We start from the raw sequence: 26,491 nt of genomic DNA, 5'->3' as shown, positions 1-26,491 counted from the left end.
CTGCCACTTCGTTTGAAGTGGCAGCTTTTTCTGATTCAGTTAGGAGAATATGGATTTAATGGCATCAATGAGCCAAATGAAAAATTGTTTAATTTTTTCTAAGAAACCTTGTCCTTCTTCTGATTGAAGAAATTTAGAAATACGATCTTTAGCTTTATTAAGTTGGTCGCTAACTTGGTTCCAATCAATGTTTAAATCTTTGAGCTTATTAAAAAAGTCCATTAATCGTTTCATTTCTTCATCAGTAAGTTTAACATTTAATTCATTTGCAGCTTGTTCAATAATATTTTGTAATTCTTCATCATTTTTTGGTTTATTCTTAGCAATTTCTTCTTTCACTTTCGCAATTAATGCAGCAGCGTTCTTATTACCAATGGATTCTCCTAGTTTAGCGGTTTCGACCATTTCCTGGTTTGCCGCTTGTTTTACTTCTTCAGGAATCGTTTTATCAGCTGATATTTCATAGGCTTTTATAATACCAGTAAGCGCGGCTGTTCCAGAAACCGTAACCGGGGATGTTATATAAATTTTTGCATCCTTAACACCCGCAGTGATAAGGGCATTGACATACATCTCGTCCGTAACCCAGTTAATATTTTTGGTTTCAACGGTAATCCCAGACCCCTTAGGTTGAATGGTAATAGCAGATGATGATATGGCCTTTGTGCCGATGAATGATTTTGATACGTATTTCCCTAAATATTGATGTTCCTCCTGATTCGATACAGTGACAATTTGTACATCATTTGGAGCACCCATTTCCGTTAAAAGAATATTTTTTTGCTCATTTGTTAAATTTTCACCTAATGTAACAATCATGTCCCCTTCAGCTATATCAGCAAAAGTGCGGACTGGATTGATAAGTAGCAAACTCAACAATAAGTAAATAAGAATTTTCTTCATAGTTTCCTCCTCGTAACTCTAAAAGGTAGTAAAGAATTGGTGAGACTCATTTATTAATTAATATAACCGAATCCAATAATAATAACGTAAATATCCACGCGGAAGTTTCATAGATAGTTAATCTTAATAAAAAATGCAAATTTGTAAGCAGATATAAGCAGAATAGATTATTTTTGTAATTTAGTGTAGAATGGAAGTCATGTACAACATCTTCAAAACTTATTTTGGAGGAAGCTTTTTCATGAAGAGAACTAACTGGGTTTTATTTAGTATTCTTATTGGCTTGTCCGTTCTATGGGGAATTATTTATTGGATTTTTATTGGACCTAGACACTAAGAATAATTTTATTGATGATTGACCATTTATTATGTATCATGGTGATTAATGAAACATAATATCTGCGACTACATATAATGAATAATGTTTAATATTGATTTTCTTGGTAAAAATATACTATTGTTAAACCAAATATTTTATCGGTTTATTTAATATAATGAGGGATCTAAATGTTAATTCGTTATAAAAGAACATTCGAAAAGATTGCAATGGGTTTATTATCCTTTATGCCCAGCGAAAAAGACTTAAAAAAGCTCCAACAAACCATGAAGGAATATGAAACAGAAGAGCATTTGCAGCTTTTTCTTTGGAAAGAAGAAGATATAATAGGGCTTTTGGGTGTCTTGAACCACGATGATACCAATTCTATAGAAATCCTTCATATCTCCGTGAATCCTTCGCATCGTTTTCAGGGAATCGGTAAAAAAATGGTTAAAGCACTGAAAGAAATGTATGCAGAAAAAGAAATTACTGCAAATGAAAATACAGCAGCTTTTATCGAAAAATGTGATTTTTGCTAGATTACATTCAAAAAAGCAGCGAATAATAAATTTATTCGCTGCTTTTCCGCGTCTTTAATGACCGATTTCTTTCATCTATTATACTGGATCTGTCACGTAATTTATGACGGTGGACAAGGGAGTTATTGGTAAGATCACTTTCATTTCCCCAAATAAACCCCTTTTGTTCACATGCTTTTTTCGCAAATTCTAATAAGTTGGGGTCACAAATGGGTAAGGAAATGCTTCTATATGATTCTCCTTTTTGCAATGCGGAAATCTGTCTATTTAACAAGTGGTAAAAATCCACTTTATTTATTCCGAGTTTTGTCAACGAATCCGATTGTAATTTAAGTATCATTATTGCTTTTCTTAATGTTCGTTCAGCACCGCTAAAATTACTTCGACGATGATGATAAGCAGATACTGACAATAAAATAAAACCAACCCAGACGGAATCCTTGTTTCTCGGATCGGTCTTTTTCCAGTAATCTTCAAGTAGTTCATGGCACTCGAAATAATCACGATCGCCATGAAAATGGGCTAAAAAATGTATATACTCGCTCGGGTACAAGCAATTCTCCCCCTTACAAAATGTTTAGTATAGTTTATCACAGTTAAATGGTTCCTTTAAAATATTAGAATTTTACTTTTCAATAAAAAAAGCCCGTCAATATTGACGGGCAAGTAGTTCTAACTAATATTGGTAGCCAGCCGGAGTGCACAGTAATATGTTTAATCCTGTACACTTCCAAATGTTTAATTAATAGACCCAGGAAGCACCAACGATAATTAACAAGATAAATAGAACTACAATTAACGCAAATCCGGATCCGAATCCGTCAGCCATATTCATTACCTCCTAAAAAATGTTTTGTTCTTTTCCTTGTCATCATATGTAGGATATTTGTCCATTGTTATGGGCAATCATCATGTTTTGATAATATTCCCTCGCCAAGTTGATTTTTCTATTGGATAACCTTATTTAATCCTCTATACTATTAATAGTCGAAGTGAATGATCAACGAACTTATTTTAAAGAATTTTGGTGAGTTATAATGCCATACCAGGTGAAAATTGATGCATTTGAAGGACCATTAGATTTGCTGCTCCATTTAATTAATGGTTTAGAAATTGATATATATGATATTCCGGTTGCCGAAATAACCGAGCAATACTTAATGTATATAAAGACAATGAATGAGCTCAAGCTCGATGTTGCAAGCGAGTTTTTAGTTATGGCCGCGACGTTGCTCGTAATTAAGAGTAAAATGCTTTTACCAAAGCATGAGGAAGTTCTCGATGTAGAGGATCCTGACTTGTTATTCGAAGAAGATCCAAGAGACGAACTTGTTGAGCGTCTAATAGAGTATCGAAAATATAAGGAAGCAGCCCATGACTTAAAATCCATGGAAGTGGAACGAGGGCTCATGTATACAAAGCCGCCAAGTGATCTATCTGAGTTTGCGAAAGAGAAACAGCCGGAAAAAGAAGAGTTAAATGTTTCTCTGTATGATATGCTGGCTGCACTTCAAAAATTAATGCGACGAAAGAAACTTCAGCGCCCAATGGCAACGAAGATTACTCGTCAGGAAATATCTATTGAAACCAGAATGACAGAAATTATGGTGGAACTTAAGCAACTTAAAGGACAAAAAAACTTTAATGAATTATTTCCCTATCCGGCTAAGGATCATATCGTCGTAACCTTTTTGGCCGTCTTGGAACTTATTAAACGAAAAGAGATTGACGCCCAGCAACAAGAGAACTTTGGAGATATTTATGTTAAAGCCGTAAAGGAAGGGGCAGAAATGATTGGAAATCATTAACTGGAACAGTATCCTAGAAAGCCTTTTGTTTGCTGCAGGGGATGAAGGGCTTTCACTGAAACAGCTAGCAGAGGTTCTAGAAGTGAATGAACTTAAGGCAAGTGAAATCATTGAGGATCTGAAAAAAGAATATGAGCGGGACAACAAAAGGGGAATTATGATGGTCCAGCTTGCTGGTACCTATCAACTTGCAACAAAGAAAGAAAATGCAACTTATCTAAAGAAACTTGTTGATTCCCCCCATACTTCCACATTGTCACAGGCAGCGCTAGAAACATTGGCCATCATTGCCTATAAACAGCCAATCACTCGAGCTGAAATTGAGGAAATTCGTGGTGTGAAAACAGAAAGACCGTTGCATACACTAATGGCAAAAGCGTTAATAAAAGAAGTTGGCCGTGCAGAAGGTACTGGAAGAGCCTACTTATATGGAACAACGAAAGAGTTTCTGGACTACTTTGGTCTGAAAAGTATTGAAGAACTACCCCAGCTTCCCGAAAAGGCAGAAGATGAATTTATTCAGGAAGAGGCAGATCTATTTTTTGAAAAATTTCAGGAGACGATTAATTCTTAATTTTCCAATACTTACTTAATTTTATGATAAAATAAATGTAGGTTAATTATTCAATTCTTTCACGACATGTTAAAAGGATTTTTACATGTGATATTGTCATTGGCCAAGGAGTGGGATTAATTTGTTAATTAAAGAGTGTAAAGGCTTTGAATTGGAAAAGGAACAATCAAATACTTCTGAGGACTTTTTTAACAGAAGCATCGTTACTTTTTCTGAAGATGGTGAGGAAAAAACGCTGCACGTTTTATATGTTAGGTATTTCGATGAATTCATCCATGAATTCACTCCGTACAAGCAAGACCCGATTATGGTTCAGGATAACAATGAGGTTTCGTTTAAAGATATCGTAGCGCTTGTATGTCTCTTGAAAAATCCTGGCCTGCGCAGCCGAAAACGACTTTATATTAATTCAAAGCAGGAATTTGCTTCTTATTTTCAAGATGTCAATTATAATAAATTACCTGAAATTTTTCTTTCTCTTAACCAAAAGAAAGAATATGAACTTCGTTCTCCGCTAGAGTTCATTATGCAGCCAAAATAAGCAATGTTTACGAAGTAAAAATTTAGGGGGTTAACAATGGGTAATACATTGGTAAAAACACAATTAAATGATGTAAAGAATTTTTTAGGGAAGTCAATTTTAACATTAGAGGATTTTTTAAATGAAGCAACGATTTCGCAATTAAACTTGGAAAATGAAGAAGATCGTAATTATAATAAATTGATCTTTGCAAATTTACGGAAATTAATTGTTTATAGTGAAGAAAGTTTAGATGCGTGCTCCGTAATTTTGCAAGGAAGTCCTTTTCAAAAAGCAGCAGCAGAAAAAACTCTTTATAAAATTTATCATCAATGTATTGAAGAGTTTTTTTCACCGAAGAATGATGCCTGGTTCGAAGACAGCAGGTCAGCTTACACGGGAAGAAACTCTATCAAGTTTTATCGAAACATTTCTGACAGTATTGTACAGTTGGTCAAAAGTTTAGAAGGTGAGTTTCAAAGGATTAGGGAAGAACTTGAGTATTATGAAACAGATTATCGAACAAAAATGATCCAATCAAAATAAGAATATCATTGAAAGGGCGGTCCTATTATTAGGGCGGCCTTTTATCATGTTCTTTTTTTGCTCTCACCCTCATACCATCTAGGTAGGCTACTTATAAAGCATCTTATTGTCGGGAAGAAGGGATAGAATGGATCGTTTTAGTCGTTATGTAAACGAACTGTTTGAGTGGAATGAGCAAATGAAACAGTTTCTTCAATCAGAAAAGGAGGGAGGAAATTCTGATTTATGGGAACATCTTGATAATTTCACTGAATTAATTGAAAACACAGGCAGACAATTATCAAATGAAGAGCTACTAACCCTTCAAGCGAAGGCTGAGAATATCCATGAGCAAATGGAAAATTATTTTAAAAGAAAACAAGAAGGCGGAGTCATTTGGGTGGCAGAAAAAGTTGTACCCGCTGGGGGCCACACACTCCCTGACCTTCCCTACCCATATAATGCGCTGGAACCATATATTTCAGAGGAAATCATGAAGCTTCATCACGATAAGCATCACCGAGCATATGTTGATGGATTAAATAAAGCAGAAATTAATCTTAAAAAAGCAAGGGAAACTAACGATTTTTCATTAATTAAACATTGGTCACGAGAGCTTGCCTTTCATGGGTCTGGACATTATCTTCATACAATTTTTTGGAAAAACATGAGCCCCAATGGGGGGGATCATCCAAAAGGACTGTTAAAAGGTGAAATTGAGAAATACTTTGGAAGTTTTGCTGCGTTTAAAAAGCAATTTTCTGAAGCGGCTAAGCAAGTAGAAGGAGTAGGCTGGGCCATATTAGTTTGGTCTCCACGAGCAAGGCATTTAGAGATACTGCAATCTGAACGACATATGCTATTGACCCAGTGGGATACCATACCACTATTAGTATTAGATGTTTGGGAGCATGCTTATTATCTTCAGTATAAAAACAAAAGACCGGATTATGTCGACAATTGGTGGAACTTAGTCAATTGGCATGATGTAGAAATGCGGTTTGAAAAATCAGCGGACATCAAATGGCCAGCATTTTAGGGTATTAAAAAATCAATAAGCAGACGGCAAATTGTCGTCTGCTTTTGTTTTTCTTCTGCAAATTGTCATAACAAGCCTCGTCCTGCATAAACTTGTACAAGAAAAATGAAATGCAGAAGTGCCTTCCTTGGCACTGAAGCTAGATAACTTTACAAGGGGACGAGGTTAATCTAATGAGAATGATTTGGAAGCTAGTTATGTTTTCCCTCATAGTCTCAATATTCATTGCTAACATTCCTCAAAAGGTGGATGCTTCAGTTTCCGTAAGTGCAGCAAGTGCGGTTTTGATAGAGCAGAAATCAGGTCGTATCCTTTATGAGAAAGACGCCTACACAAAAAGAAGAATCGCAAGTATAACGAAAATAATGACTGCGAAACTAGCAATCGAATCGGGGAAAATGAATCAATATGTAAAAGTTAGCGAACAAGCGACTCGTGCAGAAGGATCGTCAGTCTATTTAAAGCCAGGCGAAAAAATTAAGCTTAAGGACCTAGTATATGGGTTGATGCTAAGGTCAGGAAATGACACGGCTGTAGCAATCGCCGAGTATGTTGGGGGAAGTGTAGAGGGATTTTCCTATTTAATGAATCTAAAGGCAAAGGAAATCGGGATGTTAAATACCCATTTTGCCAATCCACATGGACTTGATGACCGTGAGGACCATTACTCAACAGCCTATGACATGGCCGTGTTAATGCGCTATGCCATGCAAGATAAAACTTTTAAGAAAATCTCTGGTACAAAGGTATATAGAGCACCAAACCCCACAGAAGATTGGGACCGTGTCTGGAAAAATAAAAACCGCTTGCTAACAAAGTATAAATATACAACAGGTGGGAAAACAGGTTATACCAAACGAGCCAAAAGGACATTGGTAACATCTGCAACAAAAGGAGATATGAGCCTAATTGCAGTAACCTTGAACGGACCAGACGATTGGAATGACCATATTTCCATGTATGAGAGTGGATTTAAAGGGTTTGATATGGCTGAAGTATTACCTGAGGGTAAAATTAAGGATGTAAAAAATAAGTATTATAAGAATCATTTATACGTAAAGAAAACAATTGTTTATCCTGTAACGAAAGAGGAAATGGACTTATTTTCTATTAAATATAAGTTGAATAAGCCTGTCAAAAAATTTGAAAATGACAAGAAGAATGAAGAAATTGTTGGAAAGGCAGAAGTTTACTTAGATGGTAGAGTTGTTCAAGAAACTCCGATTTACTATCAGAATGTGCCCGAGCAGAAAAAAGGGTTGTTGGATTTTGTAAAGGAAATTTTTCTGATCTTTATTGGTGTAAAGTCCAATGGTTAATTATATCTGGGTGTTTATGACTGTTGTTGGATTTATTTTCGCGCTAATCAATGGGACGATGGCTGAAGTGAATAAAGCAATATTTGATGGGGCGAAAGAAGCGGTGACCCTTTGTATTGGACTTATCAGCGTTCTCGTCTTTTGGCTTGGAATGATGCGGATCGCGGAGGAGTCCGGCCTTTTAGAACGTCTATCTAAACTGTTTCGACCGCTTGTCAAACGATTATTTCCTGACGTACCTGTAAGCCATCCTGCAATGGGCTATATTTTATCAAATATGATTTCTAATATGTTCGGTTTGGGAAATGCAGCCACTCCTCTTGGTATTAAAGCGATGGAAGAACTAAAAAAGTTAAATGGGGGAAAGGATTCAGCGAGCAGATCCATGGTTACCTTTTTAGCAATTAATACTGCAAGTATTACCATTATTCCAACAACTGTCATTGCGATTAGAATGAATTATCATTCTGCATCTCCTACTGAGATAGTCGTTCCAACGATTATAGCAACCATTATCTCTGCGTTAGGTGCAATCTTAATTGACCGTTATTTCTATTATCGCAGAAGCAGAAAAGGATGAAAAAACATGGAGATGATATCGGTTATTTCGTTAACATTTATCCCCTTACTAATTGGGTTTATTCTATTATATGGTACCTTCAAACGCGTCCCAACCTATGAAAGTTTTGTTGAAGGTGGAAAAGAGGGCATTAAGATTGCCTTTTCGATTATCCCCTTCCTTGTTGGTATGCTTGTGGCCATTTCAATTTTTCGAGCGTCAGGTGCATTAGACGCTTTAATGAATTGGATTCGACCGATGATGAAATCAATTGGAGTACCCGCGGAAATAGTGCCATTATTGATTATCAGGCCTATTTCTGGAAATGCTGCACTGGGAATGACAAGTGATTTAATTGGCGTTTATGGGCCAGACTCATTTATTGGCCGCCTGGCTTCTGTTTTGCAAGGGAGTACAGACACAACCTTTTATGTTTTAACTGTCTATTTCGGCGCAGTTGGTATAAAAAAAATGGGGGATGCCCTAAAAGTGGGCCTACTTGCCGACGTAGTCGGAATTATCGCTGCAATTATAGTAGTATCGATGTTTTTTGGAACAAAATAATATAAAATGAATGAGCATGTTCAATTTGAACATGCTATTTTAATATTTTTCTGTAATAATACCCGTGACTTTGAAAAGTGAAGAAATTATGTCATAATTCATTAGGATAGGTTTCTGTGTTCGTTACCCTAGTAATAAGGAAATTACTATTTCTGAAAAGGAAACCAATGGCTCTATGGAGCCATCTTATTTTTTATACAGATAAATTCGAGGTGGAATGAATGGAAAGATTGCAAAAAGTAATTGCTCGAGCGGGCATTGCTTCAAGAAGGAAATCTGAGGATTTAATTAAAGAAGGGCGTGTAAAAGTTAACGGAAAGGTTGTTACAGAGCTTGGTCTGAAGGTATCTTCATCTGATAAGGTAGAGGTAAATGAAATACAGATTGAGAAAGAAGAACCTGTTTATTTCCTTTTATATAAACCAAGAGGAGTTATTTCAAGTGTGAACGACGAGAAGGGCAGAAAGGTAGTGACGGATTTCTTTCCGCATTTAAAAGAAAGGATTTATCCCGTTGGCCGCCTTGATTATGATACATCAGGATTATTAGTGTTAACGAATGATGGAGAATTTGCTAATTTACTCATGCATCCGAAAAGTGAAATAGACAAAGTTTATGTTGCAAAAATAAAAGGCATTCCCTCAAAGGAAAATCTAAGGAAGCTTGAAAAGGGAATCCGTCTAGAAGATGGAAAAACAGCTCCAGCTAGAGTGAAATTGCTTTCAGCAGATAATAAAAAACAATCGGCCATTGTTGAAATAACCATCCATGAAGGTAGAAATCGTCAAGTTAGAAGGATGTTTGAAGCAATTGGTCATGATGTATTGAAATTAAAGCGTGAACGATATGCCTTCTTAACACTAAATGGTTTAAAAACGGGCGATGCAAGAGAGCTAACCCCGCATGAAGTAAAGCAGCTAAGGGCACTGGGGTTAGGCTCAACCAAAAAAAATTCATAAAACCGTCACAAATGCTATTCTTCATTTACACGGTATTTGTGTTGTAAAATGCTATAATTAGACAAACTGTGTCATGTGATTTACTGGAGGGGAATTAATTGAAAAAGCGGCGATTAGTTGTAAGAACTATCATACTACTTTTACTAGGGGCTGCCGTTGTTTATACGCTATATGCTAATTTTACACAAGATAATAAACAAAAAGTGGCGGTTGATAGCTTAGCTCCTGATTTTGCATTAGTTGATATGCAAGGAAATAAACATCGGCTTTCAGATTATCGCGGCCAAGGGGTTTTCTTAAATTTCTGGGGAACATGGTGCCCGCCTTGTAAAAAGGAAATGCCGTATATTAATAATCAGTATCATCAGTATAAGGACAAAGGGGTACAAGTTTTAACAGTAGATATTCAAGAATCTAAACTTGCAGTTAATCAATTTGCTGACCGTCTTAAGCTGGATTTTCCGATTATGATTGATACAGATAAGGAAGTAATGAATACTTATGGAATTGATCCGCTGCCAGCTACATTTTTGATTGATAAGAATGGCAAGGTCGTTAAATATTACACGGGTGAGTTAACAGAAGAGAAAATCAGGGAATTTATGGAGAAAATAAAACCTTAGGTTGTTGGGAGTTTTTTCAATGAAAGATGTTAAATGTGAATGCGGGCATGTAAATCCACATGGAACTGTTTTATGTGAGGCATGCGGAAAAGTGCTGGATGAGAATATTAACCCTGCAGAACTTCTCGATATGCGCTATGAAGGAAGTGCAAGACGTTCACAAACATATAATAAAACATTTATTGATAAAATATGGAACTTTTTTTCATCAGTAAAGGTTGGCGTTTGGCTGATTATTATTACCTTAATTGCTTCATCACTTGGTACGATTTTGCCGCAGGAAATGTATATAGACTTGCCTGCAGATGTTTATTACGAGCAAGAATATGGTTGGGTTGGTAAATTATATTACCAATTAGGTTTTAATAATTTATATGGTTCCTGGTGGTATTTATTATTAATTGCGATGATCGGTATATCCTTGGTCATTTGTAGTCTCGATCGTGTGGTGCCATTATATAAGGCCCTTAAGGCCCAAAGGGTTACAAGACACGAAGGTTTTTTAAAACGTCAGCGCATTTTTGGTGTGAACGAAAGTGCAGATGAAAATGATCTTACGATAATTAAGAAGCATTTAAAGGCAAGACGTTACCATGTCCGCGAAGAAAATGGAGATATCTTAGCTGAAAAAGGGCGTTTTTCTCGCTGGGGTCCGTATGTAAACCATGTTGGATTAATTATTTTCTTACTCGGCGGGATGCTTCGTTTTATACCTGGAATGTATGTAAATGAGAACCTTTGGGTCAGAGAGGGAGAAACAGCTCTTGTTCCTGAGACAGAGGGACAGTTCTATCTCCAAAATAACAAATTCATTTTAGAACACTATGATAAAAATAAAGACAAAACATTTGAAAAGGCTATAAGTCAGGCTGGGGATGTTGTGAAAAATTATCAATCGAATGTTGTTCTTTATAAGCGTGTTGGAAATAATCTACCTGGCGAGAAACCAAAGCTCAAGAAAGTAACAGAATATAAGGTAAGAGTTAATCTCCCTCTCACCTTTGAAGGTTATTCTGTCTTCCAAGCTTCATTCCGAAATGAACTCAATACGATGTCATTTTCATTAACAAATAAAAATACGAAAAAAGCCATAAACGATCTTAAAATTGATCTTACAGATCCGAAGATGAAGTATGATCTTGGTAATGGGTATTCTGTTGAAATTCTAAACTACTTTCCAGATTTCGAATTTGCAGAAAATGGGGAGCCAACAACAAAATCACGTGTTCCAAACAACCCTGCCTTTGTCTTCCGGATGGTATCCCCTGAAAAGCCAAAAGGGGAAACAAGTTTCGTTGCCATCAAGCAAACCATCGAGCCATTTGGGGCTAATCAATATAAAATGGCATTTAAAGGAATCGAAACAAAGAATGTTTCAGGATTTATTGTTCGGAAGGATTCAACATTATGGGCGATTATATTAGGTGGAATCATATTTATGATTGGCGTCATACAAGGAGCCTATTGGAACCACCGTCGAATTTGGATTCAAAACAAAAATGGACAAATTTGGGTTGCAGCTCATACAAACAAAAATTGGTATGGACTAAAAAAAGAAATTGAAACAGTTTTGACAGATACGAAACTTGAAATGCCAGAAGATCAAGTTCAAAGGGAAGATACTGATAAACCTAAGGATAAGGAGAGTGTCTAGTTGGCAACAATAAGTAGTAATTTATTATTTATTTCTTTTATAATATATTTAGTTGCAACCCTATTTTTCGGAGGGTCTATTAAATCAAAGAAGCAATCGAATGGAAAGGAAGGAACCAACAGATGGGGGAAGATTGCTGTACTGTTAACAATTGTTGGTTTTGTTTCGCAATTGGGTTACTTTATCACTAGATGGATAGCTGCGGGGCACGCTCCAGTTAGTAACATGTTTGAGTTCACAACATTCTTCGGAATGGCGCTTGTAGGTGCTTTTATTGTCATTTATTTTATTTATCGAACAACCTTACTAGGATTATTTACAATGCCTGTCGCCCTATTGGTTATCGCTTATGCTAGTATGTTTCCAAGGGATATTACGCCATTAATACCCGCATTACAAAGTTATTGGCTGCATATTCACGTAACTACTGCGGCGATTGGGGAAGCTATTCTAGCAATTAGCTTTGCGGCAGGGCTTATTTATCTCGTAAAGGCAATTGATCAAACAAAATCCAACAAACAAACCTTTTGGCTTGAAATAGTCATGTTTTCACTTGTTGCCGTACTTGGTTTCGTTGCCGTATCTTCACTATTTTCAGGGTTGGGTTACCATGAGAAATTTAATTGGGTTGATAAACATGATAACCAGGCTATTGTTGAATATACGATGCCTGCCATTTCTGGTCCTCATGAAGGAGACTTATTAACAAAAGACGGATTTAAGCCTTTGTTCGAGGTACCAGCTTTTATTAATGCCAAAAAATTAAATACAGTCATTTGGTCATTAATGGCCGGACTCGTTATTTATGGCCTAATTAGATTGATATTACGAAAACGAATTGCTGCAGCACTAAAACCGCTTGTTAAAAACATTAAACTAGACTTTGTTGATGAAATTAGCTATCGCTCTGTATTAATCGGTTTTCCAGTGTTTACTCTAGGTGCACTCATTTTTGCGATGATTTGGGCGCAAATGGCTTGGTCACGATTTTGGGGATGGGACCCAAAAGAAGTTTGGGCCTTAATCACATGGTTATTCTATGCAGCATTTTTACATCTTCGTCTATCCAAAGGGTGGCATGGCGAAAAATCTGCATGGTTAGCAGTAATCGGCTTTGTAATAATTATGTTTAACCTTGTTGCAGTCAATCTCGTTATTGCTGGCTTACATTCCTATGCGGGGTGAACATTCACAATTAGGACTTGGGTAAATTATTATAGCCTTCACTTATAAAAAGTGAAGGCTTTTTATAAAATTTTTAAGTGTTGTTAGCGTTGTCAAATTATTGACACTTTTTATAGGAGTAATTATCACGAAAATATAGCATAAAACAATAGCGTTTTGTAAAATAAACTCCATGGGGGGATTAATAGTGGAAAAAGACGTGAAAATTTTAGTTGTAGATGATGAGGAAAGGATTCGCCGTTTATTAAAAATGTATTTAGAGCGTGAAGACTATACAATTGATGAAGCAGAAGATGGAACCGAGGCATTAGCAAAAGCGTTTGCTAATGACTATGATGTCATTCTTCTTGACCTAATGATGCCAGGGAAAGACGGAATTGAAGTTTGTCGTGAATTAAGAGAAAAGAAGGCAACACCGGTAATCATGCTTACTGCTAAAGGGGAAGAAATTAATCGCGTCCAAGGCTTTGAAGTGGGCACTGATGACTATATAGTCAAACCATTTAGTCCAAGGGAAGTAGTCCTGCGTGTCAAGGCCTTGTTAAGAAGGTCTTCACAAACAAGTTACCTGCAAACGGAAACGACAACGAAAGACGTCATTGTATTCCCACACTTAACCATTGATAATGATGCACATAGGGTAGCAGCAGATGGTAAAGAAGTAAGTTTAACGCCAAAAGAATATGAATTGCTCTATTTCTTAGCGAAGGCACCAGATAAGGTTTTTGACCGTGAGCAGTTACTAAAAGAAGTTTGGCATTATGAATTTTTTGGCGATCTACGTACAGTTGATACGCACGTAAAGCGTCTCCGTGAAAAATTAAACAAGGTTTCTGAACAAGCTGCAAGAATGATTGTTACAGTTTGGGGCGTAGGCTATAAATTTGAGGTTATTAATGAATGACATTATTAAGAAGTGTTGTAGGAAAGCTATGGTTAACGATCCTTTTATTAGTATCTTTTGTGCTATTCATCTTAACAATCATGCTTCTCGAATTTTTCCAAAACTACAATACTCTTGAGATGAAAAAGGATTTGACCAATACAGCTGAGAAAATTGCGAATGTTTTAGAAAAACATCCTAATGAAAAATTACCACTTGGATTAGAGATATCTTGGGAAATTATTGATAATGTCAACAATGTAGTAATTGTTAAAAATGAGAGTGAAGTCTATTACTCTCCAAACACGAATCTTTCAAATAGGTTATCCTTTACGGATATTAAAAATGACCCGAAATTATCACAAGTATTAAAAAAAGATAGGACTGTTGAAAAGATTTCCACGCTTTCCTTTAAGGAAGATAAAAAGGATGCTAAGTATTCAATTATTGGTGTACCTTTGCATTTGCCCGGGGAAGAAAAAAGTGCCGTTTTTATTTATCAATCATTAGAAGTAATGCAAGAAACAACCCATGAAACAACTAAATTTATTTTACTTGTTGCGGGTGTAGCTATTATCCTTACAACTATTTTTGCCTTCTTTTTGTCCACAAGAATTGCAGCTCCCTTAAGAAAGATGAGAGAAGCAGCCTTTGAAGTGGCCAGAGGGAAATTCGATACAAAAGTACCCATCCTTACACATGATGAAATTGGGGAACTAGCAACTGCATTTAATCAAATGGGAAGACAATTAAAATTCAATATGAGTGCACTTAGCCAAGAAAAAGAGCAATTATCGAGTATCCTAAGCAGTATGGCAGATGGTGTTATTACCTTTAATCGGGATGGGGCGATTCTAATCACCAATCCTCCAGCAGACCGCTTTCTTCAATATTGGTATTATGAAATGGGTGGAATTAGTACGGATTCCGAGGCCATTCCACCAGAGGTAATGGATCTATTTCAGAAAGCGGTCGATACTGAAACAGAACAAATGGGTGAAATTTCATTCCAAGGCAGACATTGGGTCATCCTAGTTAGTCCATTATATAGTAACCGTTTTATTCGCGGTGCAGTAGCCGTTCTGAGGGATATGACTGAGGAAAGACAGTTAGATAAAATGAGACAAGACTTTATTGCAAACGTTTCTCATGAGCTTAGAACGCCAATATCGATGTTGCAGGGCTATAGTGAGGCAATCGTTGATGATATTGCTGAATCCCAAGAAGAGAAAAAGGAAATGGCAAAGGTCATTTATGATGAATCCTTGCGTATGGGCCGGCTTGTCAATGAATTGCTAGATTTAGCCCGAATGGAAGCCGGACATCTTCAATTAACAATGGAGGAAACTAATATCTCTTCATTTATCAATCGAATTATCCACAAGTTCCAGGGATTAGCTAAAGAAAATGAAATTCAATTATTTGCAGAGATAGATAATGAAATCACCTCCATTTCCTTTGATCCTGATCGAATCGAACAGGTTCTCACAAATTTAATTGGTAATGCCATAAGACATACACCTAAAGGCGGTTCTGTTAAATTAAGTGTGACTTCAGAAGATAAGGGCGTAATGATTAGAGTTAAAGATTCTGGGTCGGGTATTCCTGAAGAAGATTTACCTTTTGTGTTTGAACGGTTTTATAAGGCTGATAAAGCTCGAACGAGAGGAAGAGCAGGAACAGGACTTGGACTAGCCATAGCTAAAAATATTATGGATGCACATCGAGGTCATATTTCTGTTCAGAGTAAACTCGGTCAAGGAACGACATTTTCCTTTTTAGTGCCTCGAAAATAGTAAAATGAACAAGTATTTTGCCGATTGTTCTTGATTCACGAGGAACAATAAAAATAGAAAGCTATGTGCTCATCCTTTAACAGGATGAGTTTTTTGTATCAATTTTTTGGGAAATGAATTCCAATTTATACCTTCCTTTTTGTCACAAAAAAGTCTATATTTATAAGGTGAAACTTTTTATACATATAAATCGACTAATATTATGAACGGGGAGGGGAATTGATGGACTCCGTTTTCGATGAACTTTACCAAAAATATCATCATGACGTTTTTCAATTTCTATTTTATATGGTCAGGAACAAAGAACATGCCGAGGATCTTGTCCAAGAAGTCTATATAAGAGTCTTTAAATCTTATCGCCGTTTTGAAGGGAAAAGCAGTGAGAAAACCTGGTTGTTTTCGATTGCAAGAAATGTAGCCATTGACTTCTTCCGAAAACAAAAGGGATGGAAAGAACGTTTACTCGAAAAATTTGATTGGTCCACCGATCAGCTGAAAGATGGATATCCTATACCAGAAGAAATCATGGTACTAAAGGAAGAAATCAGGTGGGTTTACAACTGTCTAGAATATTGCACAATGGATCAAAGAGCTGTTATTATTCTGCGATATATTCAAGATTTATCGATTGTTGAAACAGCCCAAGCATTAGGCTGGACAGAAAGCAAGGTGAAAACGACACAGCACCGTTCGTTAAAGGTATTGAAGAAACATATGGAAATGTCTTATCAGAAGGAGGGAGCGGCTAGTGAAAAAGTCAGAGTGGAGCGATAAGCAGCTCGAAGAACTATTAAGGCAAATGCCCAAAATACAAGATGATCGCAATCCTCGTGACATTTATCAGAATCTTTCTATAAAAAAGACAAAAATAAAACAATGGCTCCTGCCTGGCCTCGCTGCTGCATGTGCATTGCTCATTTTTTTCATCTTAGTTCCTAAATTAATGGTCGGAACCCAATACTCAGAGGATAAATCAAGTCAAAAAAATGCTTCATCTGGGCAGGAAATGCAAACAGCGGATGAAGATTCCACCAGTGCTTTGAAAAAAGAAGATGACAATTTAAAAGCAAAGACCTTTTCAGCAGCTGAGAATAATGAACTTTTGAAAACAGCAGTCTATGATGATGAAGTAGACAATGGAAGGGTCTTAACATATTGGATTCCAGATCCACAAGCGCAAATACTTGTTCCAGTTTCCACTATAGTAAATGATTCAAATGATAAATCATGGCTAACTATATTTAATGAAAACATGGTGAGTTTAAAGGAAGAAGAATGGGGTTTAAGCGAATTTTATCCACTTAATGCTACGCTGAGGCTTGATAATAAAAATAAAACTGTTTTGGTTGATGTGCCGTCAACCCATCAGTACGGCCAAGGATCAACAACAGAAACAAATTTTATGAATGTATTACAAAAAGATATTTCTTCGAACAGTAACATAAAAAAAATCCGATTTTCAACAAATGGTGAGCCTGGAATTGAACTAGGGAATCTTGGCAGGAAAGAGGAAATTGAAGTCGTCCAAAAGAAGAATCATGCCTTCTTTTTTTATTTTTCCAAAGATAGTGAAATCCCCTACTTAGTTCCATCAATAGAGACGTATACTGATATTAATAGGGCCTTGGAGGCAATGAAGAATGATCAGCCCTTATTAGGGTTAAAAAGTTCACTTTTTCCAGCTCTGCCGATTAAGGATGTATCCATTAAAGAAAAAACTTTACTTGTTACAATAGATGAAAATTCGAGTCTACGAGAAGACCAAGTTACGATTAACGCTTATGAGTCCTTGTTATTAACAGCTAAAGAATTTGGTTTAGAAAAGGTCATTATAAAAAATTCGCCTATAAAAAAAATCGGAACATTTGACCTATCAAAGGAAAACAAAGTCCCGCGTGCTCCAAACCTACAGACGCTTCAATAATTATTTTTCAATCAACCCTAGTGGTTGATTTTTTTTATCATGAATAAAATAACTATAATCTCCAAATTATAACAAGTATGTCTAATCGCTCCTCCACCAAGGTATATGTTCTAAAGGTGAAACAACTAACATATGGTGTGGAGGAGGAAAAGAACTAAGGAGGTTGAATGAAGAAAATGCGAGACTACATAAAAAGGGTTCTTATTGCCCTAATTATGGCGCTATGTGTCAGTTTGTTATTTTTAGGTGGAATACATTCCGAAGCAAGTATGAAGGATGAGAAAGAGATAAAGGATGGGTGGATATGGCCTGCAGACGGTATTATTTCTGATACATATGGAACGAGAATGGGTAAACATAAGGGAATTGATATTGCTGGAAAATTGAACACCCCTGTTCTTGCCGTCGATGATGGTCAAGTAGTTAAATCCTATTATTCGAATACATACGGAAATGTAGTATTTATAAAACATCCAAGTCATTTTGTTACGGTCTATGCCCATTTAAACAAGCGAACTGTATTAGAAGGTCAAAGTATTAAGCAGGGAACCGTAATAGGGAAAATGGGGAGAACGGGACAAGCTACTGGGACCCATCTTCATTTTGAAACCCACCAGCATGAGTGGAGATATGATAAGAAATATGCATTGGATCCAGAAAAGTTCTTAGGAAAAGCGGACACAGGCGAGAATGTACAGGGTGGAATAGCTGGAATCAATGACGATGTATTAGAAGCAAGCTCCCATGTAAAACTTCAAAAGGAAGACAAAACAGAGAAAGGAAAAAAGCAATATATCGTCAAACAAGGCGACACATTGTACTCCATTTCGAGGAAAAGAAATATGACGGTAACACGTATTAAACAGCTTAACCATCTGTCCTCGGATCTTATTAAACCTAAGCAAGTATTAAATGTGAATTGAGATAATAAACAACCCGTGGACTCAAGTGTCTGCGGCTTTTTTTGTAGAATCAACTTTAAAAGTTACAAATGCGTTAAAACGTAAACCATTTACTTAACAAAAAATGCAGAAAGCAGTATAATTATAATTGTAATTAAATATCGATCTATCTTCGGGGCAGGGTGAAATTCCCGATCGGCGGTATTTGAGTGAAACTCGTAAGCCCGCGAGCCGTTTTGGCAGGATTTGGTGTGATTCCAAAGCCGACAGTATAGTCTGGATGGGAGAAGATGGAGGTTCTGCAGACGTTCAAAAAATTAATGTTTAATGAACGTTTATTAAGCGTGCCTTTGTAAACTCCCTCAAGTATATTTTCTTGAGGGAGTTTTTATTTACTTAGGTCTCGACTGTTTGCTGAACCTCTCTTCCTAAACGCGATGGATCAAAAAAGGAGAGAGGAAGATGAAGAAGATGAAGAAACAGAGGAAAATGAATGTAAGGGCTTATGTGTCAATTGGAATGTTGAGCAGTATTTCATTTCTGTTAATGCTAATACAATTTCCATTGCCTTTATTCCCAAATTTCTTGTTTGTCGATTTCAGCGACATCCCAGCATTAATTGCCACATTGATTTTTGGACCAATTGCAGGAATATTAGTTGAGTTTTTTAAAAATGTCCTTAATTATATTCAGACAGGAAGTTTTACAGGAATTCCTGTTGGCCATATAGCCAATTTTGCTGCTGGCATTGTGTTTATCCTGCCAACATATTTCGTATATAATAGACTCAAAACTAGAAAAGGTATGACATTAGCGTTAATCGCCGGGACAGCTATAATGGCGGTAATGATGAGTTTGTTAAATTACTTCTTCATTTTACCGGCTTATACTGCTCTTATGGGATTCCCTGATATGCGTAATCTGGTAGTCCCTGCTATCTTACCTTTTAACTTAATAAAAGGTGTTATGATGTCATCCATCTTTATGCTTCTGTTCATTCGGATGCAGGCATGGATTAATAAGAACACAACAATTAAAAGCGTCTAATAAATAAAAACAACAGGATGGACTCATTCCTCCTGTTGTTTTTTTGTAAAAAATTAAAACCTCTCACCTTAAAAAGGAGAGAGGTAGTAGCTTAACATTTGTTTTACCTAAATATTATTCAAATTTAGTTGGATTACCATCAAAAGCTTCATCAGCTACCTTAATGGAATCAGTAGGACAGCCTTCAAAAGCATCCATCATATCATCGATTAATACATCTGGAATTTCAACAATTCCTTCATTATCATCAAGAGTTACAAATGCAATGCCTTCATCATCATAATCATAAATATCTGGTGCTGCTGCGCCGCAAGCCCCACATGCAATGCAAGTTTCCTTATCCACAATTGTGTACTTTGCCATGAAAAAAACCTCCCAGTAATATAAACAAAATTCTTCTTACACATTTTCCATTATCAAATTGAAAACGGATAACTCATATCTATTGTAAAACTGTATCGATAACTTTTCAATAGAAAAATACCCATATACCTGTAGATTATATAGTTGAATTTCTAATTCTTCCACATTTTTGGGCAACAATCTACATTATTTCATGGTAGAATAAAGAAGAAAAATGGAAATTTTGTCGATAATGTACGAAAAACGGCGGGGGACTTAGTATGATGCAACTTGAATCCATTATTCTTTATAGTGTCAAACAATTAAACAGGGAACGGACAATTTACTCCGTCTATCACCTGTTGAATGGAAAAAAATCATCACAAACTATCCAAGACGCCCACCTATTTTCATTAAAAAAATTTTTTGGGATTTATGAGCAATTAACAAGGGACTCCTTTGATGAAATACATCAATCAATGGTAGAAAAAAATTGGTTAATAAATATAGGGGAACAACGATACGATGTAACGACCTCTGGAATGACACTTCTAGAAAACAAACCATTGCCCAAATATATAAATGGCTGGACCTTTCATCAAATATCCTCTCTATTTTGGGAAAGATTGTCCCTACTAATTCAGGTAGTATCCAATCTTGCTTTTAGGGAATCAAGATATATACCCATTCAAAAAAACAAAGACGTCCATAGCTGGTTAAAAGCTGCTCTAAAGGATATCACCGTACCTAGGATGGAGATGGGGACTGCTGTCTATTCAGAGTTAAATGAATGTTTTAATACAGTGAAAGACATGGACCCATCACTTTTAGTCTTTCGGTTAACTGGTTTTCAGCAGATTGGATTAACCCCTCTTCAAGTAGCAAAAAAGCTGAAGTTAGATTTTCATGATTATCAGATTGGTTTTACTAATACCCTTCATTACTTGATTCAAAAAATAATGGAAGACGGTAATCAGTTTAAAATTTTACCTTATCTTATCCATGATCTAATGCAAGATGATGAATTAACCCTTTCCTCAAGGAAAACACAGGCATTATTATTACAAGGATATAGCCTTGATATGATTGCGAATCTTAGACACTTAAAGTTAAGTACAATAGAGGATCATCTTGTTGAATTAGCCTTAAATGTAAAGGATTTTTCCATTGATACATACGTCGATAGTGAGTTACAAAATAAGATTTTGGAAGTTTCGCGGCAAAAAGTAACCAAACAGCTAAAAGTGATAAAAGAAAAAGTAGGTGCTGCTACTTATTTTCAAATAAGGTTAGTTTTAGCGAAATATGGTGATAGATAATGGAATTAGAAAAGGTTTTAAAAAAACATTTTGGTTATCAAACGTTTAAGACTGGACAAAAAGAGGTAATCACCTCCATTCTTGCTGGGCAGCATACACTGGCAATGCTCCCAACTGGAACAGGAAAATCCCTGTGTTACCAACTTCCTGGGATTATTTTAGATGGGCACATTTTAATTATTTCTCCTCTTCTATCATTAATGCAGGATCAAGTGGAACAATTTAAAAGATTTGGTGAAAAAAGAGTCATTGCTTTAAACTCCTTTCTATCGGGAGAGGAAAGAAATAGGGCCCTTCATCATTTAAGTCAATATAAATTTATCTTCATATCACCTGAAATGTTGAGAGTTCCCTTTATCCTTCGTAAACTTCAAGAGCTTACGATTGCATTGTTTGTTGTAGATGAAGCCCATTGTATTTCCCAATGGGGCTTTGATTTTCGCCCGGATTATTCAAAACTAGGTGAGATTCGAAAGAAATTCGGTAATCCACTAACGCTTGCACTGACAGCGACAGCTACAATAAAGGTACGACAGGACATTGTTGCTTCACTTGATTTAGAGGAAATAGTAAAAATAGAATCGACCATCGACCGACCCAATATCGGCTTTTATGTAAAAGAACTATTTGATTACCGCGATAAACAAGCCAGTGTCCTCGAGTTTGTTGCCAAATTGAAAAAACCGGGAATTATTTATTTTTCAAGTAAAAAAGCTGCTGAACAGATGGCGACATTACTAACAGAAAAAGGTATCTGTCAGTCAATGGCCTATCATGGCGGATTGGATCAAAATACAAGAATACTGATTCAACAACAGTTTATCTATGGGCAATTAGATGTAATATGTGCTACGAGTGCTTTTGGCATGGGTATTAATAAAGAAAATATCCGTTTTATTATTCACTATCACATGCCAATGCAAATAGAATCTTTTCTACAGGAAATCGGAAGGGCAGGTCGTGATGGCGAACCGAGTATTGCCATCCTTTTATATTCGCCAGGGGATGAACAGCTTCCAATCCAGCTTGCAGAGAATGAATTGCCATCTGAACAGCAAATAGACTGGTTGTTTAAAAAGGTAGAACATGACCATCTTCTGAAGGATGGAAAGATTAATCTAAATACGAAACTAATGGAGCTTGGCGGTTTTACCGAGATTCAATGGAGGATTGTTGAGGACTTTGTAAATAATTCATTTCTAGAAATGGCTAGCCTTGAAAAATTACAATGCACTATTAATGATTTTGTTAAGGAAAGATTATCCATTAAGAAAAATAATATTTATTGCATGAAAAAATGGATTGAAACCAATTCTTGCAGACGTGAATATATTTTACATTATTTTGATGAAATATTATCTAACAAGCTAAATCCATGCTGCGACATTTGCGGGCTTCAAATAAATGATTATCAAAATATTAATTCTAATCATTTTCCTTCAGTAAAAACAAATGAAAAAAACTGGAACGACTATCTTGCTAAAATTCTAATCAATTGTGAGTTGAGGGAATGAAAAAAAAGTATTTTGAATTAATTAATGAATTAACAGATAAAGATTTGCTTTTTCACCTGTACATGACACAGGGAATTCTCTGTGTGATCTCATTGATATTAGGTTTTATATTTTTTGACCATTTCTCCTATTTAAATAATATTTCTTTGAATGACTTTCATATTATATCAATCGGACTCACTGCCGGTATTACAGTGGTAATGGTCGATATACTTTTAATGAAATCGCTGCCCTCGTCCTTTTATGATGATGGCGGTTTGAATGAAAGAATATTTAAAAATAGAAATTTGTTTCACATCCTTATCATTGCCCTTTTAGTAGCTTTTAGTGAAGAATTATTGTTTAGAGGGATCATTCAGACAAAAGTAGGCCTAATTTTAGCAAGTATTATTTTTGCAATCATCCACTATCGATACCTTTTTAATTGGTTTTTGTTTGTAAATATTGTTATATTAAGCTTTTTTATTGGTTTAATATTTCTGTGGACAGACAATTTAGCAGTCACAATTGTTATGCATTTTGTCATTGATTTTTTATTAGGAGTATATATAAAATTTAAACGACCAATCAGAGAAGATGAACAGGGAGGAGTAGCTCCATGAATAATGAAGAACCATTCAGGGACCAAGCGGAAAGATTAAAACAGCGAATAGAAAAAATTAATGAAAAAGTCGAAGACATGGAAGTTTTGCCGCCACGGGAGCAGATACATCGCCCAAAGAAGAAAAAAACAAAATGGAAGCTAAAATATCCACTTATTCGTCTATTAGTTTTGTTCTTTATCCTCCTGCCTATAATCATATTTAGTGTAATCTCTTACAGTAACGGTGCTAAAAAAATAAATGGTGTTGAAAAACTATCAGTTGAATCAGTAGGGTATGAAACGATTAATTTGGAAAATTCTAAAGATGACGAGGAAACACTAGAAAATCCTGATGAATCGAAGGAAGCAATTTCTGAAGCTAATGATTCAGAAGAAACTAGCCAAGAACCTAACGCCGGAGTAGAACAATCTGAAACGGCTGTGGATACATCTGTTCAACCCGAGAGTACAAATGAAAACAAAACGGATTCTCAGGTATCAGATATTAATAGTGAAAAAGAAAAAGAATCAGAAACTAGCGTAGTATCGACGGAACCAGAAGCTAGTAAAATCATTTCTCATACGGTTAAACCAAATGAAAACCTTTATAGGATTGCAATGACGTATTATCAGTCCCCAAAGGGAATGGAAATTATTATGGAGGCAAACCATCTAACGAGTAACCAACTAAATGCAGGGCAGGTTTTGAAAATACCAATAAACAATTAACCGATCCAAAAGTGATCGGTTTTTTTTTTATAGAAAAACATAATAGAAGGGACAAGTTCATATGTATATATAGAGAAATGGAGGGTGATAAATATGGATTCTCCAATCCAATTACTTGAAAATACTGATCAGGCAACCAAGCAGGCTCTTGAAAATGTAAGAAAACGAAAAGGAAAATTTGACCGTTTTAAAAAGCGGCATATTCTTTCAATTTGGGCCACAATTATTTTAGCAGCTAGTTTCTTAATCTATTTGTATATCACAGTTGCCAGTATTTATTCCTATTCCTTTGCTGCAATGTTTTCTGCGTTTGTAAATGACTCCAATAATTTAACATTGTTGGTTTTTTGTGTCGGAATGTACGGTACAATGAATTTACTGAAAGAAAAAAAAGACAAAGCAGAAAAGGAATATCATGAATTAAGATGTGAAATTGTCGACCGCAGTAAGGATTATTGGAAAAAAGAAGAAGAATGGAAATCACGTCACATTGTTTTTGAAATGATGAAAACAAAATATGACATAAACTTATATCATGAAAAAAAATAAGAAGCAGACTAACTGCTTCTTATTTGATTAGAAAATCGTCTTTTTACCCTGTTGGTCTTTTAAAATTTCTACTGCTTCCCGGAAACGTTGCGAATGAATGATTTCCCGTTCACGTAAGAAGCGCAGACTATCATTGATATCAGGATCATCACTTATATTAATCAACCACTGGTAGGTAGCCCTTGCCTTTTCTTCTGCTGCAATATCTTCATATAAATCTGCAATTGGGTCACCCTTAGCGGTTATATAAGTTGCTGTAAATGGAACTCCTGCGGCATTATGGTAGTATAATGCACTATCATGGTCAGCATAATGTGCTCCCAATCCAGCTGCTTTCATTTGCTCAGGCGTGGCGTCTTTCGTTAATTTGTAGACCATTGTAGCAATCATTTCGAGGTGAGCGAACTCTTCTGTACCGATATCTGTTAGAAGGCCAATTACCTTATCTGGAATCGTGTATCGTTGGTTTAAGTATCGGAGTGCAGCAGCAAGTTCGCCGTCGGCACCCCCATATTGCTCAATTAAATATTTTGCTAAGGTTGGATTACAAGTACTGACTCGAACAGGGTATTGTAATTTTTTCTCATAAACCCACATTGAGCTCTTCCCTCCCTTTAATTAAACTTGCCACGGCCATGGGGTATCTTTCCAGTTCCATGGATATCCGGAGTAGCTATTTCCAAATTGAAGCAATGGACCAAATTGGCTTTCAAATGCCTTTTTGATACGTTTTCGTTCTTTTGCGTAATGATTGAATTGATTGATTGCCTCTAGGTCATCAGGATGGGTATCTAAATATAATGTGAGTTCTACTAAAACAAAGTCAACCGTTTGAAGCTGCTCCATTATTTGATAATATTCGGCAGGGACCTGTTTCATGTTGGCAGGCCCCCTTTTGCTTTCTCCAAGGAATTGTACCAAGGATCATAGAAGTCCTTCCAGAGCGTGCCAGCTCTCAATGCTTCTTGCGGTGAAAATTGTGGAAGATTAGGTGGTTGAAAGCCCATATATAAATGTGGCGGGGTAGAGTAAGTTTTTTCAGGAATTGGCTTGCAAGGGTCAAACGGACTCGCATAAGGATGATAGGTTTTAAAGTGTGTATTCATTTTAGCCCTCCCTTTATTCAACATCATTTAATAATATGAATTTTTCGTTTTACTATGACATTTATCTTAATAAATGGGATTTATCTAAGGATTATCGAAGTATAATAGATAATGCAGACAATCAATTTTGAGGTGAACTTTTGATGAAACTGATAAACTTGTCCGAAGAATTGTTATGAAGGTTGAAAAGAAGAACAATATGGACAAATTTACAAAGAGGCTGGAAGAACATGGGTTCAGAATTTTAAGTATCGAAGAGGACCAATAACTGAATTAGGTAATATTTTCAATCCTTCTCATACATTGTATGGGAGGGATTTTTATGTATAAAAAAGTATTGACGGATTTGGTTATTTTTCTAAGTGGATATCTGCTCATTAAATGGATTACGATTCCTCATCCATTTGTCCTTTCTGAGTTCTTTATAGGGCTTGTAATAAATCCATTAAAATTTTTTATAGCTTCAGTGGTTTTTTTTATTGGATTTCTCGTTACCGGAAAAGTTATTCGTGAGCTGTTACATAGGACAAGAAAAATGGGGCAGAAACGAGAAAAATTAGGTATGAATCTTTTCTTGGAATATCTCTTCCTTTTTTTTATTTTTTTCCTTCTTTTTAAAATGGGATGGGAGCAAACCCTTGTCTTTTTTAGTTTAAGTCTTTTTTATGGTATGATTTCCATTGAACATTAAGTTAAGAAATGGGGAA

Annotated in this window: 32 protein-coding genes and 1 riboswitch; of the genes, 25 read left to right on the top strand and 7 right to left on the bottom strand. The window is 35.9% G+C overall.

Annotated elements, in window-relative coordinates:
- Window positions 1-39: 39 nt before the first annotated feature.
- Window positions 40-903 (bottom strand): DUF1002 domain-containing protein, encoded by an 864-nt coding sequence (locus ACSU6B_RS14455; RefSeq protein ID WP_410886163.1) that lies wholly within the window; start codon window positions 901-903, stop codon window positions 40-42.
- Window positions 904-1,410: 507 nt separating this feature from the next.
- On the opposite strand from ACSU6B_RS14455, the gene ACSU6B_RS14450 reads away from it, so the two are divergent.
- On the top strand, window positions 1,411-1,761 hold the full coding sequence (locus ACSU6B_RS14450) for a GNAT family N-acetyltransferase (protein WP_168244964.1): 351 nt from the start codon (window positions 1,411-1,413) through the stop codon (window positions 1,759-1,761).
- 31 nt (window positions 1,762-1,792) lie between these two features.
- Here ACSU6B_RS14450 and ACSU6B_RS14445 read toward each other — a convergent pair whose 3' ends face one another.
- Together ACSU6B_RS14445 and ACSU6B_RS14440 are read right to left on the bottom strand one after the other, a co-directional pair.
- A complete protein-coding gene (locus ACSU6B_RS14445) occupies window positions 1,793-2,314 on the bottom strand; it encodes a DUF309 domain-containing protein (RefSeq protein WP_168244963.1) in 522 nt (173 codons plus the stop codon).
- A gap of 189 nt (window positions 2,315-2,503) precedes the next feature.
- Window positions 2,504-2,590, bottom strand: coding sequence for a YjcZ family sporulation protein (locus tag ACSU6B_RS14440; protein ID WP_168246239.1), 87 nt, complete (start codon window positions 2,588-2,590; stop codon window positions 2,504-2,506).
- 208 nt (window positions 2,591-2,798) lie between these two features.
- On the opposite strand from ACSU6B_RS14440, the gene ACSU6B_RS14435 reads away from it, so the two are divergent.
- From ACSU6B_RS14435 to ACSU6B_RS14350, 18 genes are all read left to right on the top strand, one after another.
- Window positions 2,799-3,569: a segregation/condensation protein A gene (locus ACSU6B_RS14435; protein WP_088088848.1), complete on the top strand. Its 771-nt coding sequence runs from the start codon at window positions 2,799-2,801 to the stop codon at window positions 3,567-3,569.
- Window positions 3,556-4,143, top strand: a complete 588-nt coding sequence (gene scpB / locus ACSU6B_RS14430) for an SMC-Scp complex subunit ScpB (protein ID WP_088088847.1) — start codon at window positions 3,556-3,558, stop codon at window positions 4,141-4,143. The genes ACSU6B_RS14435 and scpB overlap by 14 nt, the downstream gene beginning before the upstream one ends.
- Before the next feature lie 121 nt (window positions 4,144-4,264).
- Window positions 4,265-4,684: a hypothetical protein gene (locus tag ACSU6B_RS14425; protein WP_410886160.1), complete on the top strand. Its 420-nt coding sequence runs from the start codon at window positions 4,265-4,267 to the stop codon at window positions 4,682-4,684.
- Window positions 4,685-4,720: 36 nt separating this feature from the next.
- A complete protein-coding gene (locus tag ACSU6B_RS14420) occupies window positions 4,721-5,209 on the top strand; it encodes a YpuI family protein (RefSeq protein ID WP_215005046.1) in 489 nt (162 codons plus the stop codon).
- A 127-nt stretch (window positions 5,210-5,336) separates the two neighbouring features.
- Window positions 5,337-6,227 (top strand): superoxide dismutase, encoded by an 891-nt coding sequence (locus ACSU6B_RS14415; RefSeq protein WP_410886158.1) that lies wholly within the window; start codon window positions 5,337-5,339, stop codon window positions 6,225-6,227.
- A 173-nt stretch (window positions 6,228-6,400) separates the two neighbouring features.
- The gene (locus ACSU6B_RS14410; RefSeq protein ID WP_410886156.1) at window positions 6,401-7,546 is read left to right on the top strand and encodes a D-alanyl-D-alanine carboxypeptidase family protein; all 1,146 of its coding nucleotides are present in this window, start codon (window positions 6,401-6,403) and stop codon (window positions 7,544-7,546) included.
- Window positions 7,539-8,126 (top strand): nucleoside recognition domain-containing protein, encoded by a 588-nt coding sequence (locus ACSU6B_RS14405; protein WP_168244956.1) that lies wholly within the window; start codon window positions 7,539-7,541, stop codon window positions 8,124-8,126. Before ACSU6B_RS14410 ends, ACSU6B_RS14405 begins: the two co-directional genes overlap by 8 nt.
- Window positions 8,127-8,132: 6 nt before the next feature.
- Entirely contained in the window at window positions 8,133-8,669 is a 537-nt protein-coding gene (locus ACSU6B_RS14400; RefSeq protein WP_410886154.1) for a spore maturation protein, read from the top strand.
- 221 nt (window positions 8,670-8,890) lie between these two features.
- The gene (gene rluB / locus ACSU6B_RS14395) at window positions 8,891-9,628 is read left to right on the top strand and encodes a 23S rRNA pseudouridine(2605) synthase RluB (protein WP_088088839.1); all 738 of its coding nucleotides are present in this window, start codon (window positions 8,891-8,893) and stop codon (window positions 9,626-9,628) included.
- A gap of 98 nt (window positions 9,629-9,726) precedes the next feature.
- Window positions 9,727-10,251: a thiol-disulfide oxidoreductase ResA gene (gene resA, locus ACSU6B_RS14390; protein ID WP_214718946.1), complete on the top strand. Its 525-nt coding sequence runs from the start codon at window positions 9,727-9,729 to the stop codon at window positions 10,249-10,251.
- Between the two features lie 19 nt (window positions 10,252-10,270).
- Window positions 10,271-11,905, top strand: coding sequence for a cytochrome c biogenesis protein ResB (gene resB / locus ACSU6B_RS14385; protein WP_410886151.1), 1,635 nt, complete (start codon window positions 10,271-10,273; stop codon window positions 11,903-11,905).
- Window positions 11,906-13,090 (top strand): c-type cytochrome biogenesis protein CcsB, encoded by a 1,185-nt coding sequence (gene ccsB, locus ACSU6B_RS14380; RefSeq protein ID WP_410886149.1) that lies wholly within the window; start codon window positions 11,906-11,908, stop codon window positions 13,088-13,090.
- 187 nt (window positions 13,091-13,277) lie between these two features.
- Window positions 13,278-13,994 carry a response regulator transcription factor gene (locus tag ACSU6B_RS14375; RefSeq protein WP_088088835.1) on the top strand — a complete coding sequence of 239 codons (717 nt, stop codon included), beginning with the start codon at window positions 13,278-13,280 and terminating at the stop codon, window positions 13,992-13,994.
- Window positions 13,991-15,769 carry an ATP-binding protein gene (locus ACSU6B_RS14370; protein WP_215005025.1) on the top strand — a complete coding sequence of 593 codons (1,779 nt, stop codon included), beginning with the start codon at window positions 13,991-13,993 and terminating at the stop codon, window positions 15,767-15,769. Before ACSU6B_RS14375 ends, ACSU6B_RS14370 begins: the two co-directional genes overlap by 4 nt.
- 222 nt (window positions 15,770-15,991) lie before the next feature.
- Window positions 15,992-16,543 carry an RNA polymerase sigma factor SigX gene (gene sigX / locus ACSU6B_RS14365; RefSeq protein ID WP_410886147.1) on the top strand — a complete coding sequence of 184 codons (552 nt, stop codon included), beginning with the start codon at window positions 15,992-15,994 and terminating at the stop codon, window positions 16,541-16,543.
- Window positions 16,518-17,693, top strand: coding sequence for a negative regulator of sigma-X activity (locus ACSU6B_RS14360; RefSeq protein WP_410886145.1), 1,176 nt, complete (start codon window positions 16,518-16,520; stop codon window positions 17,691-17,693). The genes sigX and ACSU6B_RS14360 overlap by 26 nt, the downstream gene beginning before the upstream one ends.
- 167 nt (window positions 17,694-17,860) lie before the next feature.
- Window positions 17,861-18,616, top strand: a complete 756-nt coding sequence (locus ACSU6B_RS14355) for a peptidoglycan DD-metalloendopeptidase family protein (protein ID WP_251033132.1) — start codon at window positions 17,861-17,863, stop codon at window positions 18,614-18,616.
- 143 nt (window positions 18,617-18,759) lie between these two features.
- Window positions 18,760-18,891: riboswitch (FMN riboswitch) on the top strand.
- A 166-nt stretch (window positions 18,892-19,057) separates the two neighbouring features.
- Complete coding sequence (locus tag ACSU6B_RS14350; protein ID WP_410886143.1) at window positions 19,058-19,642, top strand: ECF transporter S component; 585 nt, start codon at window positions 19,058-19,060, stop codon at window positions 19,640-19,642.
- Between the two features lie 114 nt (window positions 19,643-19,756).
- On the opposite strand, the gene ACSU6B_RS14345 is transcribed toward ACSU6B_RS14350, so the two are convergent.
- Window positions 19,757-20,005 (bottom strand): ferredoxin, encoded by a 249-nt coding sequence (locus ACSU6B_RS14345; RefSeq protein ID WP_024030326.1) that lies wholly within the window; start codon window positions 20,003-20,005, stop codon window positions 19,757-19,759.
- A 260-nt stretch (window positions 20,006-20,265) separates the two neighbouring features.
- Here ACSU6B_RS14345 and ACSU6B_RS14340 point away from each other — a divergent pair, with 260 nt between their 5' ends.
- The 5 genes from ACSU6B_RS14340 (at window position 20,266) to ACSU6B_RS14320 (ending at window position 24,678) form a co-directional block, all read left to right on the top strand.
- Complete coding sequence (locus tag ACSU6B_RS14340) at window positions 20,266-21,303, top strand: helix-turn-helix domain-containing protein (RefSeq protein WP_410886141.1); 1,038 nt, start codon at window positions 20,266-20,268, stop codon at window positions 21,301-21,303.
- Window positions 21,303-22,817: a RecQ family ATP-dependent DNA helicase gene (locus tag ACSU6B_RS14335; protein WP_410886139.1), complete on the top strand. Its 1,515-nt coding sequence runs from the start codon at window positions 21,303-21,305 to the stop codon at window positions 22,815-22,817. The genes ACSU6B_RS14340 and ACSU6B_RS14335 overlap by 1 nt, the downstream gene beginning before the upstream one ends.
- Window positions 22,814-23,419, top strand: a complete 606-nt coding sequence (locus ACSU6B_RS14330) for a CPBP family intramembrane glutamic endopeptidase (RefSeq protein WP_410886137.1) — start codon at window positions 22,814-22,816, stop codon at window positions 23,417-23,419. The genes ACSU6B_RS14335 and ACSU6B_RS14330 overlap by 4 nt, the downstream gene beginning before the upstream one ends.
- The gene (locus ACSU6B_RS14325; protein WP_410886135.1) at window positions 23,416-24,129 is read left to right on the top strand and encodes a LysM peptidoglycan-binding domain-containing protein; all 714 of its coding nucleotides are present in this window, start codon (window positions 23,416-23,418) and stop codon (window positions 24,127-24,129) included. The genes ACSU6B_RS14330 and ACSU6B_RS14325 overlap by 4 nt, the downstream gene beginning before the upstream one ends.
- A 93-nt stretch (window positions 24,130-24,222) precedes the next feature.
- Window positions 24,223-24,678, top strand: coding sequence for a YpbF family protein (locus tag ACSU6B_RS14320; RefSeq protein WP_410886133.1), 456 nt, complete (start codon window positions 24,223-24,225; stop codon window positions 24,676-24,678).
- Window positions 24,679-24,705: 27 nt separating this feature from the next.
- On the opposite strand, the gene ACSU6B_RS14315 is transcribed toward ACSU6B_RS14320, so the two are convergent.
- Genes ACSU6B_RS14315 through ACSU6B_RS14305 form a run of 3 tightly spaced genes read right to left on the bottom strand, consistent with a single transcriptional unit; the run spans window position 24,706 to window position 25,784 of the window.
- A complete protein-coding gene (locus ACSU6B_RS14315) occupies window positions 24,706-25,275 on the bottom strand; it encodes a manganese catalase family protein (RefSeq protein ID WP_214718968.1) in 570 nt (189 codons plus the stop codon).
- Window positions 25,276-25,296: 21 nt separating this feature from the next.
- Window positions 25,297-25,557 (bottom strand): spore coat protein CotJB, encoded by a 261-nt coding sequence (locus tag ACSU6B_RS14310; RefSeq protein WP_214718971.1) that lies wholly within the window; start codon window positions 25,555-25,557, stop codon window positions 25,297-25,299.
- Window positions 25,554-25,784, bottom strand: coding sequence for a spore coat associated protein CotJA (locus tag ACSU6B_RS14305; RefSeq protein WP_214718973.1), 231 nt, complete (start codon window positions 25,782-25,784; stop codon window positions 25,554-25,556). Before ACSU6B_RS14305 ends, ACSU6B_RS14310 begins: the two co-directional genes overlap by 4 nt.
- A 322-nt stretch (window positions 25,785-26,106) precedes the next feature.
- Here ACSU6B_RS14305 and ACSU6B_RS14300 point away from each other — a divergent pair, with 322 nt between their 5' ends.
- A complete protein-coding gene (locus ACSU6B_RS14300; RefSeq protein ID WP_214997547.1) occupies window positions 26,107-26,475 on the top strand; it encodes a hypothetical protein in 369 nt (122 codons plus the stop codon).
- The last annotated feature ends 16 nt before the right edge of the window (window positions 26,476-26,491 follow it).

The organism is Neobacillus sp. C211, assembly GCF_051842875.1.
Lineage (GTDB): Bacteria > Bacillota > Bacilli > Bacillales > Cytobacillaceae > Neobacillus.
This window is presented reverse-complemented; position numbering and strand designations above follow the sequence as displayed.

Excerpts from the sequence above, each read along its gene's own strand:
- ACSU6B_RS14455 (WP_410886163.1), bottom strand. The coding sequence starts at position 903 with ATGAAGAAAATTCTTATTTACTTATTGTTGAGTTTGCTACTTATCAAT.
- ACSU6B_RS14450 (WP_168244964.1), top strand. The coding sequence starts at position 1,411 with ATGTTAATTCGTTATAAAAGAACATTCGAAAAGATTGCAATGGGTTTA.
- ACSU6B_RS14440 (WP_168246239.1), bottom strand. The coding sequence starts at position 2,590 with ATGGCTGACGGATTCGGATCCGGATTTGCGTTAATTGTAGTTCTATTT.
- ACSU6B_RS14435 (WP_088088848.1), top strand. The coding sequence starts at position 2,799 with ATGCCATACCAGGTGAAAATTGATGCATTTGAAGGACCATTAGATTTG.
- ACSU6B_RS14420 (WP_215005046.1), top strand. The coding sequence starts at position 4,721 with ATGGGTAATACATTGGTAAAAACACAATTAAATGATGTAAAGAATTTT.
- ACSU6B_RS14415 (WP_410886158.1), top strand. The coding sequence starts at position 5,337 with ATGGATCGTTTTAGTCGTTATGTAAACGAACTGTTTGAGTGGAATGAG.
- ACSU6B_RS14410 (WP_410886156.1), top strand. The coding sequence starts at position 6,401 with ATGAGAATGATTTGGAAGCTAGTTATGTTTTCCCTCATAGTCTCAATA.
- ACSU6B_RS14405 (WP_168244956.1), top strand. The coding sequence starts at position 7,539 with ATGGTTAATTATATCTGGGTGTTTATGACTGTTGTTGGATTTATTTTC.
- ACSU6B_RS14400 (WP_410886154.1), top strand. The coding sequence starts at position 8,133 with ATGGAGATGATATCGGTTATTTCGTTAACATTTATCCCCTTACTAATT.
- rluB (WP_088088839.1), top strand. The coding sequence starts at position 8,891 with ATGGAAAGATTGCAAAAAGTAATTGCTCGAGCGGGCATTGCTTCAAGA.
- resB (WP_410886151.1), top strand. The coding sequence starts at position 10,271 with ATGAAAGATGTTAAATGTGAATGCGGGCATGTAAATCCACATGGAACT.
- ACSU6B_RS14370 (WP_215005025.1), top strand. The coding sequence starts at position 13,991 with ATGACATTATTAAGAAGTGTTGTAGGAAAGCTATGGTTAACGATCCTT.
- sigX (WP_410886147.1), top strand. The coding sequence starts at position 15,992 with ATGGACTCCGTTTTCGATGAACTTTACCAAAAATATCATCATGACGTT.
- ACSU6B_RS14355 (WP_251033132.1), top strand. The coding sequence starts at position 17,861 with ATGAAGAAAATGCGAGACTACATAAAAAGGGTTCTTATTGCCCTAATT.
- ACSU6B_RS14350 (WP_410886143.1), top strand. The coding sequence starts at position 19,058 with ATGAAGAAGATGAAGAAACAGAGGAAAATGAATGTAAGGGCTTATGTG.
- ACSU6B_RS14345 (WP_024030326.1), bottom strand. The coding sequence starts at position 20,005 with ATGGCAAAGTACACAATTGTGGATAAGGAAACTTGCATTGCATGTGGG.
- ACSU6B_RS14340 (WP_410886141.1), top strand. The coding sequence starts at position 20,266 with ATGATGCAACTTGAATCCATTATTCTTTATAGTGTCAAACAATTAAAC.
- ACSU6B_RS14335 (WP_410886139.1), top strand. The coding sequence starts at position 21,303 with ATGGAATTAGAAAAGGTTTTAAAAAAACATTTTGGTTATCAAACGTTT.
- ACSU6B_RS14330 (WP_410886137.1), top strand. The coding sequence starts at position 22,814 with ATGAAAAAAAAGTATTTTGAATTAATTAATGAATTAACAGATAAAGAT.
- ACSU6B_RS14325 (WP_410886135.1), top strand. The coding sequence starts at position 23,416 with ATGAATAATGAAGAACCATTCAGGGACCAAGCGGAAAGATTAAAACAG.
- ACSU6B_RS14320 (WP_410886133.1), top strand. The coding sequence starts at position 24,223 with ATGGATTCTCCAATCCAATTACTTGAAAATACTGATCAGGCAACCAAG.
- ACSU6B_RS14315 (WP_214718968.1), bottom strand. The coding sequence starts at position 25,275 with ATGTGGGTTTATGAGAAAAAATTACAATACCCTGTTCGAGTCAGTACT.
- ACSU6B_RS14310 (WP_214718971.1), bottom strand. The coding sequence starts at position 25,557 with ATGAAACAGGTCCCTGCCGAATATTATCAAATAATGGAGCAGCTTCAA.
- ACSU6B_RS14305 (WP_214718973.1), bottom strand. The coding sequence starts at position 25,784 with ATGAATACACACTTTAAAACCTATCATCCTTATGCGAGTCCGTTTGAC.
- ACSU6B_RS14300 (WP_214997547.1), top strand. The coding sequence starts at position 26,107 with ATGTATAAAAAAGTATTGACGGATTTGGTTATTTTTCTAAGTGGATAT.